This window comes from Pedobacter terrae (assembly GCF_900100705.1).
Lineage (GTDB): Bacteria > Bacteroidota > Bacteroidia > Sphingobacteriales > Sphingobacteriaceae > Pedobacter > Pedobacter terrae.
In genome coordinates, this window is record NZ_FNCH01000002.1 from 185,098 (window position 1) to 201,026 (window position 15,929).

Annotated in this window: 17 protein-coding genes and 1 tRNA gene; 9 read left to right on the forward strand and 9 right to left on the reverse strand. The window is 42.5% G+C overall.

Features of this window, described 5'->3' with window-relative positions:
• The first annotated feature begins 380 nt into the window (after positions 1 to 380).
• The 5 genes from BLR60_RS03885 to BLR60_RS03905 all read left to right on the forward strand — a co-directional run bounded on the left by BLR60_RS03885 (position 381) and on the right by BLR60_RS03905 (position 5,138).
• Positions 381 to 893 carry a (2Fe-2S)-binding protein gene (locus BLR60_RS03885; protein ID WP_090497009.1) on the forward strand — a complete coding sequence of 171 codons (513 nt, stop codon included), beginning with the start codon at positions 381 to 383 and terminating at the stop codon, positions 891 to 893.
• Complete coding sequence (locus BLR60_RS03890) at positions 886 to 1,902, forward strand: FAD binding domain-containing protein (protein WP_090497010.1); 1,017 nt, start codon at positions 886 to 888, stop codon at positions 1,900 to 1,902. The genes BLR60_RS03885 and BLR60_RS03890 overlap by 8 nt, the downstream gene beginning before the upstream one ends.
• A 22-nt stretch (positions 1,903 to 1,924) precedes the next feature.
• Positions 1,925 to 4,162, forward strand: a complete 2,238-nt coding sequence (locus BLR60_RS03895) for a xanthine dehydrogenase family protein molybdopterin-binding subunit (protein ID WP_090497012.1) — start codon at positions 1,925 to 1,927, stop codon at positions 4,160 to 4,162.
• A gap of 162 nt (positions 4,163 to 4,324) precedes the next feature.
• Positions 4,325 to 4,783, forward strand: coding sequence for a helix-turn-helix domain-containing protein (locus BLR60_RS03900; RefSeq protein WP_090497013.1), 459 nt, complete (start codon positions 4,325 to 4,327; stop codon positions 4,781 to 4,783).
• Between the two features lie 61 nt (positions 4,784 to 4,844).
• Positions 4,845 to 5,138 carry a hypothetical protein gene (locus BLR60_RS03905; protein ID WP_090497016.1) on the forward strand — a complete coding sequence of 98 codons (294 nt, stop codon included), beginning with the start codon at positions 4,845 to 4,847 and terminating at the stop codon, positions 5,136 to 5,138.
• 385 nt (positions 5,139 to 5,523) lie between these two features.
• On the opposite strand, the gene BLR60_RS03910 is transcribed toward BLR60_RS03905, so the two are convergent.
• From BLR60_RS03910 to BLR60_RS03920, 3 genes are all read right to left on the reverse strand, one after another.
• Positions 5,524 to 5,955: a hypothetical protein gene (locus tag BLR60_RS03910; protein WP_090497018.1), complete on the reverse strand. Its 432-nt coding sequence runs from the start codon at positions 5,953 to 5,955 to the stop codon at positions 5,524 to 5,526.
• Positions 5,956 to 6,670: 715 nt separating this feature from the next.
• Positions 6,671 to 6,744, reverse strand: a tRNA-Pro gene (locus tag BLR60_RS03915).
• Between the two features lie 421 nt (positions 6,745 to 7,165).
• Positions 7,166 to 7,528: a hypothetical protein gene (locus BLR60_RS03920; protein ID WP_208600565.1), complete on the reverse strand. Its 363-nt coding sequence runs from the start codon at positions 7,526 to 7,528 to the stop codon at positions 7,166 to 7,168.
• Positions 7,529 to 7,535: 7 nt separating this feature from the next.
• On the opposite strand from BLR60_RS03920, the gene BLR60_RS25055 reads away from it, so the two are divergent.
• The 3 genes from BLR60_RS25055 to BLR60_RS03930 all read left to right on the forward strand — a co-directional run bounded on the left by BLR60_RS25055 (position 7,536) and on the right by BLR60_RS03930 (position 9,483).
• A complete protein-coding gene (locus BLR60_RS25055) occupies positions 7,536 to 7,706 on the forward strand; it encodes a hypothetical protein (RefSeq protein WP_208600566.1) in 171 nt (56 codons plus the stop codon).
• Positions 7,696 to 8,613: a GlxA family transcriptional regulator gene (locus BLR60_RS03925; protein WP_090497020.1), complete on the forward strand. Its 918-nt coding sequence runs from the start codon at positions 7,696 to 7,698 to the stop codon at positions 8,611 to 8,613. Before BLR60_RS25055 ends, BLR60_RS03925 begins: the two co-directional genes overlap by 11 nt.
• A 270-nt stretch (positions 8,614 to 8,883) precedes the next feature.
• The gene (locus BLR60_RS03930; RefSeq protein WP_167354678.1) at positions 8,884 to 9,483 is read left to right on the forward strand and encodes a DJ-1/PfpI family protein; all 600 of its coding nucleotides are present in this window, start codon (positions 8,884 to 8,886) and stop codon (positions 9,481 to 9,483) included.
• A 422-nt stretch (positions 9,484 to 9,905) separates the two neighbouring features.
• Here the strand turns inward: BLR60_RS03930 and BLR60_RS03935 are convergent, their stop codons facing one another.
• On the reverse strand, positions 9,906 to 10,700 hold the full coding sequence (locus tag BLR60_RS03935) for a hypothetical protein (RefSeq protein ID WP_143009026.1): 795 nt from the start codon (positions 10,698 to 10,700) through the stop codon (positions 9,906 to 9,908).
• 276 nt (positions 10,701 to 10,976) lie between these two features.
• The gene (locus BLR60_RS03940) at positions 10,977 to 11,243 is read right to left on the reverse strand and encodes a DUF3072 domain-containing protein (RefSeq protein WP_208600567.1); all 267 of its coding nucleotides are present in this window, start codon (positions 11,241 to 11,243) and stop codon (positions 10,977 to 10,979) included.
• 44 nt (positions 11,244 to 11,287) lie between these two features.
• On the opposite strand from BLR60_RS03940, the gene BLR60_RS24780 reads away from it, so the two are divergent.
• Positions 11,288 to 11,446, forward strand: a complete 159-nt coding sequence (locus BLR60_RS24780) for a hypothetical protein (RefSeq protein WP_167354679.1) — start codon at positions 11,288 to 11,290, stop codon at positions 11,444 to 11,446.
• Between the two features lie 155 nt (positions 11,447 to 11,601).
• On the opposite strand, the gene BLR60_RS03945 is transcribed toward BLR60_RS24780, so the two are convergent.
• From BLR60_RS03945 to BLR60_RS03970, 4 genes are all read right to left on the reverse strand, one after another.
• A complete protein-coding gene (locus tag BLR60_RS03945; protein WP_090497026.1) occupies positions 11,602 to 13,266 on the reverse strand; it encodes an FAD-dependent oxidoreductase in 1,665 nt (554 codons plus the stop codon).
• Position 13,267: 1 nt separating this feature from the next.
• Positions 13,268 to 13,561 carry a hypothetical protein gene (locus tag BLR60_RS03950; protein ID WP_090497028.1) on the reverse strand — a complete coding sequence of 98 codons (294 nt, stop codon included), beginning with the start codon at positions 13,559 to 13,561 and terminating at the stop codon, positions 13,268 to 13,270.
• 851 nt (positions 13,562 to 14,412) lie between these two features.
• Complete coding sequence (locus BLR60_RS03960) at positions 14,413 to 14,913, reverse strand: hypothetical protein (RefSeq protein WP_090497032.1); 501 nt, start codon at positions 14,911 to 14,913, stop codon at positions 14,413 to 14,415.
• Positions 14,914 to 15,263: 350 nt separating this feature from the next.
• A complete protein-coding gene (locus BLR60_RS03970; RefSeq protein WP_090497036.1) occupies positions 15,264 to 15,554 on the reverse strand; it encodes a hypothetical protein in 291 nt (96 codons plus the stop codon).
• Positions 15,555 to 15,929: the final 375 nt, after the last annotated feature.

A 15,929-nucleotide genomic window follows, 5' to 3' on the forward strand; every position in this document is an offset into this window, starting at 1 on the left:
ATTGCTGATAAAGCCATATAAACGTTCTCTAAAGCAGAAAATAGCCCGCCAGATTGAACTGAAGGGCTATTTTTTAGCAAGCCTATGGATTTAGATCTCTTTTTTATGAGCGAATTTTGTCATTCGCTTTCCTTATTTTCACTCTAGCAAACAGTATTTGAACCTCTCCTGCCTTCAGGACAATCGAACCAAGCAGTTATTGCTCCGGCAGGTTGTTTAGTTTATGTCCCGCTCTGCGGACAGCAGGCTATCGCACCCGCATTTTTACACCTGAGATCCCGCATATGTAGCACAACTGGTTCCTCATTCCCGCACATAAAATTAAAAAAACCTATTCCTTATTTTATTGTTAACAATAAAATCCAGTTAACAAGACTATTATGGAAACAGATCCGCAGAACCTGCAGCCCCAACCGGTGGAAACCCATTTAATCACCCTGAAGATAAATGGCCAGAACCATAGCATCAGTATACGCCCCTGGGTCAGCCTGTTGGACTGCCTACGTGATCACCTGAATCTCACAGGGACCAAAAAGGGCTGTGACCATGGGCAGTGCGGCGCCTGCACGGTAATCTGTGGGGGGAAGCGCATCTTAAGCTGCCTGAGCCTGGCGGTGATGAAAGACGGGGCGGAAATCACCACTGTTGAAGGAATTGCAACAGAAAGTAGTCTTCACCCCCTGCAACAGGCTTTTATCGACCATGATGCCTTCCAGTGTGGCTATTGTACGCCAGGACAGCTGTGTAGTGCTTTAGGCCTTTTATCAGAAGGCAGGGCCTCCTCGCGTGAGGAAGTGAAGGAGCTGATGAGCGGCAACCTTTGCCGTTGCGGGGCAAATGTGGGCATCATTGATGCGATTATGCAGGTAAAAGATGGAGGAAGTTATGAATAGTTTCAATTTTCTAACGGCTCCTGATGTCCCTACTGCCATCCAGCTTACCAATAATCAGCTTTCTGCTTTCATAGCCGGCGGTACGAACCTGCTTGACTTATGGAAGTATAATTTGGTTAACCCTACGGCGCTGATCGACATCAACCAGCTGGCCGCACTCTCAGAATTCCGTGAACTTGAAAATGGAGGTTTCCGGCTGGGCGCTGCTGTAAAAAACGCCGAAACCGCTTACCATCCTATAATCGAATCCCGATATCCCCTGTTGTCCAGAGCTATACTGGCAGGTGCTTCGGCGCAGATCCGCAACATGGCCAGCAACGGGGGTAACCTGCTCCAGCGTACGCGCTGTTATTATTTTTATGATCATCAGGTACCCTGCAACAAAAGAATCCCGGGATCGGGTTGTCCGGCCAGGGATGGTTATAACAGGATGCATGCCATCCTCGGGGCCAGTGAAGCCTGTATTGCAGTGTTCCCATCGGATATGTGCGTAGCATTGGCCGCGCTGGAGGCCCGGATAAATATAACCGGTGGGGATGGCGAACGCAGCCTGGCATTTTCAGACTTCCACCGCCTGCCCGGCGAAAGGCCCGATCTTGACAACAACCTGAAACCAGGTGAACTTATTACCTCAATAGATCTGCCCGCAAAAGGTTTTCCCCTAAACTATTCCTACCTCAAACTCCGTGACCGCCACTCTTATGCTTTTGCACTGGTTTCGGTAGCTACGGCACTGGAAATGGATGGCAATACCATCAAAGAGGCGAGGATTGCCCTCGGCGGGGTGGCCCACAAACCCTGGCGTTCCCTGGAAGCAGAAGAATTTCTCCGGGAAAAAACGGCATGCCGTGAAAACTTTGCTGCCGCGGCAGATATTATTCTTCAGGGAGCAGTAGGACTTGAATATAACCGTTTCAAGATCAAACTTGCAAAAAATGCCATTATACGCAACGGCATGATGGCAATCGATCCGGATTCACAGCTTCCCGGCGCACAACCCTCCTTGTAATAAAATACCTAATAAGATCAAGATGAATACAGATAAAAACGTAGGCCGGCCGCTGAGCCGTTTGGAGGGAAGGGAAAAAGTTACCGGATCGGCCAGGTATGCTGCCGAACATCCACTGGAGGGCGTGCTGCACGGCTATGTGGTGAGCAGCCCGATCACCAAAGGAAAGATCGTGGAAATCGATACCCTGGAAGCTATGGCCATACCCGGTGTGGTGGATATCCTCTCGCACCTCAATCGCCCCAAACTTGCCTGGTTCGATCTGCAGTATACTGATATGGACGCCCCTCCTGGAACCGTTTTCAAACCACTTTATGATGAAAACATCCTCTATAATGGTCAGCCTATTGCGCTGGTCGTTGCCCGCGACTTCGAGACGGCCAGGTATGCATCCACCAGAATAGTTTTCCGCTACCATCAGGAGCCGCACCAAACGTGCCTGGAAAAACATCTGGATAAGGCCAGAGCGCCTAAAAAAGGACTGGCTACTGCACTTAAACCACCACCGCCGCCACCGACAGGGGACTTTGAAAACGCGTTCGAAAACGCTGCAGTTAAGGTAAGCTCAGAATATCGCCACGGTACCGAGCACCATAACCCCATTGAACTCTTTGCAACCACAACCCTTTTTCAAGGGGATGGAAAGCTGACCATTTACGATAAAACCCAGGGCACGATTAATAACCAGCTTTTTATTGCCAATGTATTCGGACTCCATTATAAGGACGTTAGGGTACTTGCTCCGTTTGTAGGGGGTGCATTCGGTTCTGGGCTCAGGCCGCAGTACCAGTTGTTCCTGTGCGTAATGGCAGCCCTGCATTTAAAAAGCAATGTACGCGTGGTACTGGACAGAAAGCAGATGTTCTCCTTTAGCCACAGGCCGCCGGCAGTACAGCAGATGCGTTTTGCCACCGACATCAACGGAAGACTCATTGCGCTTGGCCACAGCACATTCGCCGAAACCTCGAATTTCGAAGACTATACCGAACCCACTTCCAACTGGAGCCATAAACTCTACCCTGCCCCCAATACGCTTTTTGAACAAAAGGTTGTCCCGTTGGATGTTTATACCCCCATGGATATGCGCGCACCCGGGGGTAGCACAGCACTCCATGCCATTGAATGCACAATGGATGAACTGGCCTATAAGCTTAATATAGATCCTTTGGAACTCCGCCTGCTCAACTATTCGGATGTTGATCCCTCGGCAGGAAAACCATATACCAGCAAAGCGCTCAGGGAATGCTACCTTAAGGCAGCAGCAAAATTCGGATGGGATAAACGCAGTGCTGAACCACGTAGCATGCAGCGCGGCAATAAACTGGTGGGTTACGGCATGGCAACCGGGATTTGGGATGCCTTCCAGTTTCCCTCGAGGGTGCAAATCATGATCAACAGCGAAGGAAAAATGATAGTCGACAATGCCACTACAGATATTGGTACAGGAACCCTAACGGTGATGACCCAGATTGCAGCAGATGAACTGGGACTGGAGATGGCCGATGTGGAATTCAGATACGGGGACAGCAAAAAACCCTTTTCCATGTTCCAGGGCGGATCAGCGATCACCTCCTCGACAGGGGTTGCCATTGTGATTGCCGCCAGATCGATGCGTAAAAAACTGTTAAAAAAAGCAGCAGAGATGGACGGTTCCCCTTTCAGGAAGGCAAAGGAAGAAGAGGTTGTGTTTTCTTCGGGCCATATCCATCTTAAAAACGATCCAACCATAAACATAAGTCTGAAAGACATCGTTGCCTTTAACAAAGGTGCGGCCATCAGGACCACAAAAATGGGCAGGCCCCACATGCTCAAACTGCGAAAATACAGCCTGGCCACACACAGCGCTTCGTTTGTGGAGGTGGAGGTTGACCGCGATCTGGGAACCATCACCCTCACCCGGGCAGTAACCGCTGTCGCAGCGGGAAAAATCATCAATCCCAAAACAGCTAAAAGCCAGATCCTTGGCTCAATGGTCTGGGGTATCAGTAAGGCACTCCATGAGGAATCCATTATGGATCCGCACCTTGGCAAATACATCAATGCCAACCTGGGAGAATACCATATCCCAGTACATGCCGACATCGGCGAACTGGATGTGATATTTGCCGATGAAAAAGACAACCTGATCAATGAGCTGGGCACCAAGGGTGTCGGTGAAATCGGATTGGTAGGCATGCCGGCCGCAATCTCCAATGCCATTTACCATGCCACCGGCAAACGTATTTACAGGCTTCCGGTCCATTTCGATGAACTGATCTGACCGCCGGCAACAAAGCCAGGGAAAACGATAGCAAAGTGGTAAAAGAGCAAGAACTGAAGGGATTAAACGGCAACAAAGATATCAAGGCCGGGCGTTTGCCCCAGCTTTAAAGGAACGACCGCTTTTAGCGGCCTTTTCATTTTTTAAACCAAATCAATAAAAATGAGTATACAGAATATAGATGCACTGGGTTCCCTTTTAAATGCAGATGAGCTGAGCTCGCTTAAAAAAGCGGCAGAACGGCACTCGCAGCAGTCAACTATGGATTTCAAAATCGTTTCAGTTGACGATAAGATTGTAGAAATAGAGACAAGTCAAGGGGAAACAGCCTCAGGAAAATATGCTACCCAACAGGTGCTGCTAAAAAGAACAGAAGAATTATTCAAAAAAAGGCTTCCTGGATTGGAGCTGCAGATTACGGCTAATGCTGTTGTACCCTCTCCTGCTGATGTGGTTGATGTTCCATGGATTGATCAGAAAATGCAGGAAAAGGGTCTGCGGATCAAGCAGATTGCCTTTGAAACGGGTATTGACCGCGAAAGTATTTCGGACTGGGTGACAGGTAAAAAAGCTATGGGCAAAACCGTTAAGGCGATGTTTTATTTTTACCTGTCTAGATAATTTGCAGATCAGTCAATCCAAATGGAGAAATTAAATCATAAACCATATACAACAGATTAAAATGAGAGAACAAGGCAAAAGCATGCAGCCGTTTGAAATGGATATCGATCAGGATGGTGAGCGTAAAACAATCAGGATACAGCAGGAAAACGGTGTATTTGAGATTATTCATGATGGACGCGTGATCGGCGCACTCAGGCCTCCGGGTGAAGAGTGGCAGCTGCTTGATTATAGCGAGATTACCCGTAAGATTGCCTTGTTTGAACCCGATCTTGAATCTGAAAAAAAAGGGATCGAATTGCACTCACCCCTGGTCAACCAGATCGTTGGTGAGATTGAGAATCACCTGAAATAGCCGCTAAGTTAAACGGAAAAGGATGGTTATGGATCACAGAAGAAGCGAGGAAATCCGATGGCCTTGCAACTGTAGTGGCCGAGGTTAACCAGCTGCAGCCTTATCTAATCATGCAGGCTGCAGCTGGCGGTAGAATTCAGTGGCGTTACCGGTTTTATCCTTCGGAAAGATGGAAATAAAACAGCCGGTACAGTGGCTTCCGCAAGATGCAACATCAGTCCACGGCCTTCCCATACCGAAAAAGGAACGGCCGGCCTTTCCGCTATATCCCGTGCGACCATCCTTTAAAAACACCAAAAAAGGATGATTTGGTGATGTTCTTTTTTAAAAAGAATTGAGCAATTGCAATCAGGCAAATCCGCCAGATGGTTTATCTTGCTGATATTTAGAAAAAGATATCTATGTAGTCCGTTGTCATGCCATCACAATTCAGCATTTGTTGTAAGCGCCAGTATTTTCGCTTTCCGGAAGCTTTAAATACCACAAGACCGTTGCTTTCACAAGGTTGCCCGCTATTGATATCAGCTATCCTTGATACGATTTTACCATTGAATTTAAGCAGCCGCCCCACTACAATAAAAGTTCCTTTGATGGTCACATATTCATTTTTAGTTTTATCCCTTTGCTCACCTTCAATACTGTACTCGTTATCACCTATCGATTTGATGATAACTTTTCCGGGCTTATTATTCTTATCAAAAGTAATCCATTGAATGGTAAATGCATGAGATCCAGTCCTTACTTTACCCGGATTTGCCTGATAAGCAAAACTGAATAGAGGTACTATCAGTAAAATAATATATACTATATTTCTCATTCTGTTTGATATTGATCGTTTAATTTTATTTTATCTATTACATATACAAAAAGAAACCTCTTTAGATTTATTTTTCTATACATTCTTTTCGGTACATCTTTTTGAAACCAAAAAATTCCGAAAACTGACGCAATTTTTTTCAAAATGTAAATGCTATATTTTTCACGGCGACATCAGGTATATGATACGAAGTAAAGAAAAAAAATGACGCAAATGACGATGCTGGGATAACATTGGCTGATGTATCAGCTGCAATCGTTTCTATTCACAAGTAACTTGTGATCCGCTCTTAGTTTACTTACCGTGGTCTCAGCTTATTTAGACCAAAACATAATGGTATCATATACAAACTGAACTTTCCCCTATCTTCGTATTTTGAAAACAAACCATCAATCCTGGACATCAGATCTTCCAATGCTACTCCTGCTTGTGGACAATATGATGAAGATTTTAATCTGCCCTTTAGTCCATTCAAGTCGAACATCTGGCTGTTCTCTATAGTTGCTGATTCAATTTCTTGCGGTAAAAAAAATCGGATATTATTTTTTCGTCAACATTTCGGTGGTTAGCTTAGATGGGGATCCAAATTTATTTGCACTATCGCCAGTTTGATAATATACGGGTAGCAAACGTTACGACAATTTCGTTTCCGTTTGGATCGGTTCAACTACGCTGATTTTCCAGCTAAAGCTTTGTTTAAATTTGACATTTTTCGTCGGGATGAGAAGATTCGAACTTCCGACCTCCAGCACCCCATGCTGGCGCGATACCTGGCTACGCTACATCCCGATAGTAATGTTCTCAAATTTCAGTCGCAAATATATGATTTGGAGAATAAAAATCAAGAACAACTATCGATTATTCCAGACAAAACCACACAGGATGAAACAAATATAATATTGGCTATCTTAAAATGATAGAAACGCAAATAGCAGAACCGTACATCAATGTGGAGGATTGCGTTTCAGATCGGCTTTTATCCAATGAGCCAACCTTGGTATAGCAATCCACCTATTTGGGTTCAACACGCGCAGTTATACCGCTGGCACCAGTGTTCCATAAAGTTCCAGTGGCGGGATCACATCAGGCCATATCACCGGCTGCTATTCGCCGGATTGTGCGTAGAATGCACTTGCTGATAGGGAAAAGATTATGATGGTAGAAAGTAAACTCACCGTGATTTAATTTCGTTCTGGCAATAAAAACCTGATTAATAAGGTATATGCTCCTTCTTTAATTTCAAAGCTACCTTTTTGATTTTTGGTAATAAAATCAACATAACAATTACCAATATTACCCCGATAAGCATCAGGTTATAATAATCGCGGGTGGCCCTCGCCAATATCTGTTGTCCTACCATTTTATTAAGATAGCTTGCTGATAAAGCTTTAGCAGCATACATATCATTTCCTGCTGTGGCATATTCGTTTTGAATATCCATTAAGGTAACAGGTAAATGCGGATTAATTTCCGTGATGGTTTCCCTCACTTTTTCCCTCACGGCTGACTTCGCAAATAATTGAAGTTCATTGCTAACGGCCAGACTTACAGTAAAACCAATAAACCGCGCCAATATCCCGATGAGTGATGCATTTACAGCAATAGCTGGAGGAGCAGATGAGTTTGTAAATGAGAATATCGGGACAAACAGTACACCTGTTGCAACCCCATCGGTACGTGAACACCTACACGGCTATGCGAAAGTCTTTAGGTTTGTGTCTAAACTGTTAACTTTGAAAAATGAGCGCTAACCGTGTTATATTTTTCATATTTGATCATGTTCACCTTTTGGACCTGGCTGGTGCGGTAACTGTTTTTTATGAGTCCGGGTGCTGCGGCAATAATTACGAGATACGTTATGTTTCTCCATATCACAAACCGGTAACCTCATCAGGTCTTGGATTTTCAAATATTGAGCCACTAAAATCAGTAACAGTTAATAAGAATGACATGGTTATTGTGGCCGGAATGGAGATCAAAAAATGGGACAGAGCAGATGATCACCTTTGGATACCCTGGCTACAGGATGCTGCTGCAACCGGTGCCACCATATCCTCAATTTGTACTGCAGCATTTGCGCTTGCTGCTGCCGGACTTTTAAACGGGCACACTTGCACAACGCATTGGGCATGGACCGCAGCTTTACAACGAGAATATCCCCTCCTTAAAGTAATAGAGAATAAACTATTTGTACAAAGTGGCCGGATATTTACCAGTGCGGGAATTTCCACGGGTATTGACCTGGCGCTATATTTTATTGAAGAGCAGCACGGGGCTGCTTTTGCATGCGTTGTAGCAAAGGACATGGTTGTTTATATCCGCAGAGATGGCATGGAAGCACAAAACAGCATTTACTTGCAAAACAGGCAGCATATTAACCATTCAATACATATGGTTCAGGATTATATTACCAGGCATTTGCATGAGAAGCTCATCATAGATGAATTGGCCCAATTGGTCTTTATTAGTCCGCGTAATCTTACACGTTTATTCAAATCTGTCACAGGAATCACGATCGGAAAATATATACAGTCGTTAAGACAGGAAAAGGCAAAGCAACTACTTAAAACCAATCATAAATTAGCCTGGGTAGCGAAAGAATGTGGTTTTAGCAATCCTGCTCAGCTGAGAAAGATAATTAAAGAAGCACAACATTGACCATGATTATTGCTAAAACTGGCCGGATTGTTACTATGGTTGTCCTGATTTGTTAGCCGTGTTCCGTTAATTTTGGGTTTTAATTAAATAGCTATGAGATATCTGTTACGCCTATGGTTTTTTATCCCGTGTTTTGTGTTTACGCAAGTTTATGCAACCAGATATGCATGTACTCCTTGTAACTATCCATGTGATACCACCACTTATGAGCAACCTGGAGTTTGTAAGCATTGCGGGATGGCGTTAGTCGAGAAAAATCGACAGGCATCAATGGATGAAAAAATTACCGTTTGCTTTTACTTATATGATGGCGTAGAGATACTTGACTTTGCAGGGCCAATGGAAGTATTTTCCTATGCAGGATTCAAAGTTATCACCGTCGCAAAAACCAAAGCGCCTCTTATTTCGCAGGGTGTTTTAAAGATCATTCCGGATTACAGTATTAAGGATGCCCCGCAAACAGATATTTTTGCGGTATTTGGTGGTTCAGACGAGGTGGCAACTAATGATCCCGAAGTTATCTCCTGGATAAAATCCAGGGACAGCGTCACCAAAAACTATTTTTCTGTTTGCACCGGGGCGTTTATTCTTGGGAAAGCAGGGTTGCTTGATCAGCTTACCGTTACCACTTTTCACAAAAGCATTACGAATCTCCAAAAGGCCGTCCCGAAAGCTAAAGTGCTTCAAAATGTCCGCTATGTTGATAATGGCAGGGTAATCACTACGGCGGGGATATCGGCTGGTATAGATGGTGCTTTACACCTCGTTTCAAAATTAAAAGGCAAAGAAGTAGCGGAAGCCGTTGCAAAACAAATAGAGTATGATAAGTATTTGCCGGAACAAGGTATTGATCTATCGTCTGCGCCTTAATTTTTTAAACATCTCAACTATGGGTATGATATCACCGCCTTACTGGCTGATGGGGCCTGCTTGTCTTTAGCAGTCCCACCAGCCTTGAAATCTCAGCATGGAAAACAAAGTATTTACAATACTTATCATGGCAATGTAGGCGCTGAGAGACCTACATCCGGCAGATGCCGGACTAAGCTAATTTAAATCGGGGCTAATCATTAATTTGATTATCCCATTACGGAAATACGTAATAGATGACCAAAGCTCATGGCGAAGAAGCTTTTTAGCCTGGGTTACCGGCAGATCTTCCAGGTCTCCATAACCGCCTCTGCCCGGTCATAAAAAACCAACCGCAATAAGTAAACGTTTGGCATGCTACCAGTAAGCCTTTTCATTTACTTACAGCAAGGATTTGCATCTGATCTGAACAAACCATTGAGTTAACGGCTCACGAAAAACTTGATATAGATCCATAATCCTGCATAAAACAATAGTGAAAGGCTAAAAAGTACGGCCATCACGAGTCCAATTTGTTGCCAGAAACTCGCTTTCTTTTTTGCTATCCCAGCCTTATCCGGAAAGTAGCCTGGCTTAATTAATGCAGCTGCCGATATGAATATGATGACCCCGATAAACCAGCGCATCCGATAAATCATGTCTTTTAAATGAATCCAGCGCGCAACTGTTTTGTCTGCAAAAGTGCTACGCACAGCGGTCACATATACGCCCATAGCTGAGTCACCTATTTTCATATCAAGTTGCTTTTTATCCTTCAGATAGAAATAAGCATATGGCCTTGCCTCCATTTTCCTTGCCTGCCCATTCCTTAGAATAGTAACTTCGGTATGGTGGAAACCTGATTTGCGTTTAAATACTTTGTGTACCTCCAATATTTTTACCTGCGTAAAGTTTTGCCCGTTAAAGGCAGCATCCCACAATAAGTTGCTTTGTATAAACATGTATTCGGTTGCAAAAATCAATAGCGCACTATATCCCACCAGGTAGCCCACAAAACCATACCATTTAACTTTTGCAGCAAATCCTGTCCTTAACGTCGCATATATAACAACTGGTGACACCCCAATGGCTACCCATTTTAGCAGGCCAAACGTGGATTTGATTTCAATCATTTCAAATGTGAAGCGTGAAGCCAGGTAGATGAAGAACCACAAACATAAATAGCTGATGACAAAAGGTATTTCTGCGCTGCGGAATTTACTTTTTGCGTTCATCATATATATTATTTTCCGTATGGCTGAATAGTGGGATTATCAATATTTGAGATATTTTGAAAAGTGATGATTGTTGTGGTACGATCAAAGTATCAGAATTGAGCATTGGTTAAATCTTTTATCTCATCTGGCCTTCTTTCGTTAATGTATTCAGAAAAAAGCCTGGTAACTGAAGCCTTAACAGGCTGTTCAAATCATTCGAAGACGGTTGGTTAGAGGGCGGTAAATTTATCTTTGAAAGACAGGAACCAGAGGCTTCTAATCCCTGTCCTACAATCGTTAATCAGTATTTAAACCGCGGCCGGTTTTGTGCTGCAGTTGATCTATGCGCTTCGATGCTTCCGATTTCGTTAGGTTTTCATCAAATTCCTCGCCAGCTTCATCAGAAAGCGTTTTCAAGTAAGATCCCTGTGCACCTGTCATCGGCTCATCTCCGGTGGTCCAGTCATCCGGGTTCTTAATGGTATTGTCACCAGTTAGTCCTTTAGCGGATCCGCTTGAATCTTTTTCACCATCAAACATTTCATTTTCTTCGTTATTCGCCATGATATCATTTTTAAATTCTATTAATAAACAAGTGAAATAAGCCAATGTTTGATTTTGTGAACCGGAAAAAGGATTTTTTGGCGAATAGAAAAATAGCTAATGGAAAAATATTACGCCAGGCCTATAGTATTCTAGCTAAAGGAAAGACCTTTACACGGCGTTATGATATTGATTACACCCGCCTGGAGCTAGAGGAAAAATAAAGGAAGATATCAGCGCCACCGGTAAAGGCCCGGCTGAAGGCTTTTTGATGAACAAACAAAAGCGACCAGAGAGGATATTTAATCCATCGAAGTTGCAATTGCTAAAACCCCGGTTTACGCTACCCATCATGTTTTTTGGATGCTCCGGCTGTTAACTATTCTTTAAGTGCGAGGCGTTGTTTTTGTTCCAGCAATAATGCTTTAAGTTCACTATAGCTAACTTTCTGCACGCCTATATTATGATCAATTGCCAAAGCGGCAGCTGTTGCCGCTGATTCTGCTAAAATCATAAACACCGGTTCCATGCGAATTGAACCGTATGCAATATGTGAAGAAGAAAGACATACCGGAACCAGGAGGTTGCTACACTCTTTCGCTTTGGGCACAATCGCATCATATGAAATGCTATACGGTTTAGGCGCTGTCACTCCAATATCTCCCTCATTTTGTACATACCCTTCTGCTGTAATGTATCGCTGTGTATTATGGGAGTCTAATGCATAGGAACCCATACCAATCGGCTTCGGAACACTTTTTTTACCCAACACCTCGTGTTCAGTTAACACATAATCGCTTATCATTCTTCGTGCTTCACGTACATAAATCTGATATGGCCAATTTTCATTATCAACAAATTCATCTTTTGCAAGCCCCCATTTTTGCATTGCCGTTCTATATAATTCCGGCACCTTTATATCATTAGCCATAAAATACATCAAACCTTTCTGGTAATCTTCATGTGCCTTGATGATCTTTTTTCTTTCTTCGTAGGAAGCTTCAGGATATTCATAATTCATACCGATGAAATCTGTGCTGAAAGGGCCATGGTTATTGGTATCCGTTTTCCTGTTTGGTATAGGATCATATTTATCAAAAAGTTCACTCCAGCCGCTTTGAAAAAGACGCGCCAATATTTCATAGTTCATACGATCATAGTGATCAGGCCTTGCAAAGGCCTTTCGGTGTTCCGGTTTATCAGTAAGACACATCCTGTAGCAATAAGCTTGCAATTTACGGTCTCCGCTACCTTTCATTGCCAGGGGCTCTTCAGATACACCAGGCAGCAGACCACTGTTTTTATCACCTGATACCCGATACGGGCTGATGTTTGTTGTAAAATGATGATTGTGCTGAAAAACCAATGGCTGAACACCATTCCAGGTTTCCTGATATACCGAACTGGCTTCCCTTCCGATGTGATAGCTCACCCCCGCAGCGGCCATCAGGTCGCCCTCATAGGTTGCGTCGATGAACATTTTACCTTTAAAGTATTTGCCAGATAATGTCCGGATACCCGAAATGACGCTCTCCCGCATCTCGACCCCTTTTTTTCTATCCAGCCATTCCCCGCGGAACACCTGTAGGTTATTTTCGCTCACGAAATCCTCCATAATGGATTCAGCAACATGTGGCTCAAAAATCCACATGGTTCTGTCAGCTCCATCAATTGCAGGCGTGCCCTGCCCTTTATTTCCGTATTCTTCTTTTTGTTGCCATTTCCAGGCCTCCCTGTTCTGGTAGTGCAAATAAACACGATGATAAAATTCTCTGGCTATGCCACCAATCACCGACTTATTTCCGGTATCCGTGAATCCCAATCCGGAAGAGGAAAGTCCGCCCAGGTGTTTGTCTGGGGAAACCACAATGACTGATTTTCCGGAGCGCGAAGCTTGCACTGCAGCAATGATAGCCGCAGAAGTCCCTCCGTAAACAACAATATCTGCCTGATGGGTTAGTCCGGTTTCTGCATATGCATAAGAAGGCAATTTTGCCAGGAATAAAACGGCTAGAACTAAATGTTTTAAATATTGGCAATTCATTTCAGGATAATAATTTACTTAAATATACCGCATACCTGTCTTTATCTATGAACCCGTCTCTTCCGGTTACACTATCCCCGAAGCAAACTATAGATTTAGAACCATCTAAATGATTTGCTTTCAAATATTCGTACACGGAGCGGGCGATAAACCGGTATCCATTGGTTGTTGGATGGATTCCATCGGTTTTACCGGCATTTGCAAAATTCTGGATAAGCGAATCTTGTTCAGTTCCTACCTTATCCATTCCCAATGCTGTAACAACACCTGTTTTTATTAGCTGTCTTCTTTTCATTATTTTAAATAAGAATTGCCTCCCCCGTCCCCCGTTCCTTATGCTCAAATAAACTGATTTCTACTTCACGAGGGATGTAAATATACTTTGGTTAGAAAGAAGCTTGATTAAATAAATATAGCAATTTGTTTTGATCATCAATGAAACGGCATATAATCCTTATCCGAATACCTAAATGGTTAATGAAGAAATCAGCTTCAAACCTATGGTCGTGAGCAATGAGGTAAGCCTGCTTTTTGATAGGCCTTTGTTGAACTTTTCAGCATCAACCTTAAGTCGTTCCCTGCTTTCTGGAATGTTACCTGGCAAACAGGTATTTCAAAGAGAAGTTTCTTTGCCTCCTTCCACCGATCTTCAGCCTAATTTCTAAGCATGGTGCTAATTCTTTCTTCGCAATTTAGCTAATCCTTTTAGCCTGGCAGTTAAAATCATGTAAAAGGTCAGCCAGAATAATCATCACTCCGTAAGGGCAATTTTAATCTTCTAGCTTAAAGCGGATATGTTGTCCTGACTTAAGTTATCATTGACTGGTATCATCAGGCCCAATTCCTCTTTCAAGGTATGCGACAGAAAGTGTGCTGAATCCAATACCTATTCGGCCACTATGGTAAAAACAGGCTTAAATAGCGTTCAAAGGCACAAAAAAGCCCTCCAGTTTATACTGAAAGGCGATTTTTTGTCAGTGGGCCCACCTGGGCTCGAACCAGGGACCAAAAGATTATGAGTCTTCTAGCCTATCCGTCATATAATGGACAAAAATCTTCGTTTCTAACTTACAGAAGCAATTTAATTACTTTTTTTAGAAATCACAAAATTTAACCCGTAACTTATTTGTAACGTTTTTTGAATATTCAGATTTTATCTACATCGAATAAAAAAGCTTCATTATCTCGACTGCAAAGCATTACCCTAAAATATTTTTTTTCAGGTAAATAAGATATTCCTACTGAATACAGATAATTATAAGGTTCTTTCACAAGACCGGATAATTTTATTCGGTCGCCGGGCCTCAAGTAATCAAGTTTGGCTTCAACAGCAAGAATGTTAGACGAATTATTTAAACGATGATGAACTATTATATCCGGCCTGATTGATATTAGTACGCCATTTTCTATTTCTAGCATTTTAGCGCCTTCATTCACATTCTTGTTATATTCAAGATCAATATCCAAATTTGCAGGAAACTCATCATGAAAAACACTCGGATAACACAACTCAAGAAAACGTGCTAATCTGTGATTTATACATTCTTCTTTTACCCTTCGTTCCAACAATATCTGATCGGCAAAGGCTAAGGATCTTAAGGATTCTTCTAACCAGCTTCTAATGTTATCAGTCTTATATTCATGCATAGTATTAAATGTTTCTCAATGTCCATCTTTGATGAAGTTGCTTTATCCGATCTAGGAAAAGCGGATCGACAACTGACTCTTTTCTAGTTTGCCCCATCGTATTTAATGCTTATTTTCCCCGAAAGGCAGGGTTCAATATTTTTTAGTTCTATAGAATTTGCCAGTACATGATTATTAAAGTCTTTACTTTCTTGATCATCTTTGAACAGAAGAAAAGGTGCTCCACTTCCTCTTGAAATAATTATTTCTATAACGATATGAAGAAGTAAGATAATATGGTTTGTTAGGAGTATCAAAAATAGGTAAAACGTCGATAATTTTATCTTCAAAAACTAAAGTATTTAGCTCAATTAATGGTTGGACGTCAACTGCAAACTCCTGCGCCCTAATAAAATCAATAAATCGGTTTGATTTTTCTGGTTAACTTCTCCATTCGATAAACCTTTTATTGTACAACCATCATTAGGATCTGCCACACCAAAAATCAAATATCGTTCTCCCTTATCCAGACTTTTAGCAAGGCTCAATATGTGGTGTAGTGAAGCTGCGTTATTTTCATGTGTTTTCTCTTTAAAGTCCCAATGATCTCCTTCTCCTTTCGAATTTATAAGGGCTTCTATTTTGCATTTGAGCATTATCATCTAGTCAACTTTAACCATAAGTTGCCATTATGTAGGTATACTAGGTTAATATTTTGTAAAATGATCAAATTAAAAAAAAGTTAAACATATCTCTTATCTCGGCGACCGGTTTTTCTCAACATTCCAATTATCAGGGATTGAGAGTATACCTTTAATTTAACAGTCTTCGATAATAGCGATTACCGCCCTTACGATTGCAATCTAAATTTTGCTTATCTAGTGTGAACTCCTTTGTTCCCAAGGTCAAAGCATCTGGCCATTTTGAAGAAATTCCACAAGCTTTTTTTGGAGTTTGCAACAAATATTAGAATTTTTAATAATACTGGAAACTTGCAAGCCTATTAAAATAGAATTCCTCGTTTCGAAAAACACAGA

Coding starts and splice junctions, on each gene's coding strand:
- BLR60_RS03945 (WP_090497026.1), bottom strand. CDS start 13,266: ATGAATTGCCAATATTTAAAACATTTAGTTCTAGCCGTTTTATTCCTG.
- BLR60_RS24780 (WP_167354679.1), top strand. CDS start 11,288: ATGTTTGATTTTGTGAACCGGAAAAAGGATTTTTTGGCGAATAGAAAA.
- BLR60_RS03910 (WP_090497018.1), bottom strand. CDS start 5,955: ATGAGAAATATAGTATATATTATTTTACTGATAGTACCTCTATTCAGT.
- BLR60_RS03940 (WP_208600567.1), bottom strand. CDS start 11,243: ATGGCGAATAACGAAGAAAATGAAATGTTTGATGGTGAAAAAGATTCA.
- BLR60_RS25055 (WP_208600566.1), top strand. CDS start 7,536: ATGAGTGATGCATTTACAGCAATAGCTGGAGGAGCAGATGAGTTTGTA.
- BLR60_RS03905 (WP_090497016.1), top strand. CDS start 4,845: ATGAGAGAACAAGGCAAAAGCATGCAGCCGTTTGAAATGGATATCGAT.
- BLR60_RS03970 (WP_090497036.1), bottom strand. CDS start 15,554: ATGATAATGCTCAAATGCAAAATAGAAGCCCTTATAAATTCGAAAGGA.
- BLR60_RS03935 (WP_143009026.1), bottom strand. CDS start 10,700: ATGATGAACGCAAAAAGTAAATTCCGCAGCGCAGAAATACCTTTTGTC.
- BLR60_RS03895 (WP_090497012.1), top strand. CDS start 1,925: ATGAATACAGATAAAAACGTAGGCCGGCCGCTGAGCCGTTTGGAGGGA.
- BLR60_RS03885 (WP_090497009.1), top strand. CDS start 381: ATGGAAACAGATCCGCAGAACCTGCAGCCCCAACCGGTGGAAACCCAT.
- BLR60_RS03930 (WP_167354678.1), top strand. CDS start 8,884: ATGGATGAAAAAATTACCGTTTGCTTTTACTTATATGATGGCGTAGAG.
- BLR60_RS03925 (WP_090497020.1), top strand. CDS start 7,696: ATGAGCGCTAACCGTGTTATATTTTTCATATTTGATCATGTTCACCTT.
- BLR60_RS03890 (WP_090497010.1), top strand. CDS start 886: ATGAATAGTTTCAATTTTCTAACGGCTCCTGATGTCCCTACTGCCATC.
- BLR60_RS03950 (WP_090497028.1), bottom strand. CDS start 13,561: ATGAAAAGAAGACAGCTAATAAAAACAGGTGTTGTTACAGCATTGGGA.
- BLR60_RS03900 (WP_090497013.1), top strand. CDS start 4,325: ATGAGTATACAGAATATAGATGCACTGGGTTCCCTTTTAAATGCAGAT.
- BLR60_RS03960 (WP_090497032.1), bottom strand. CDS start 14,913: ATGCATGAATATAAGACTGATAACATTAGAAGCTGGTTAGAAGAATCC.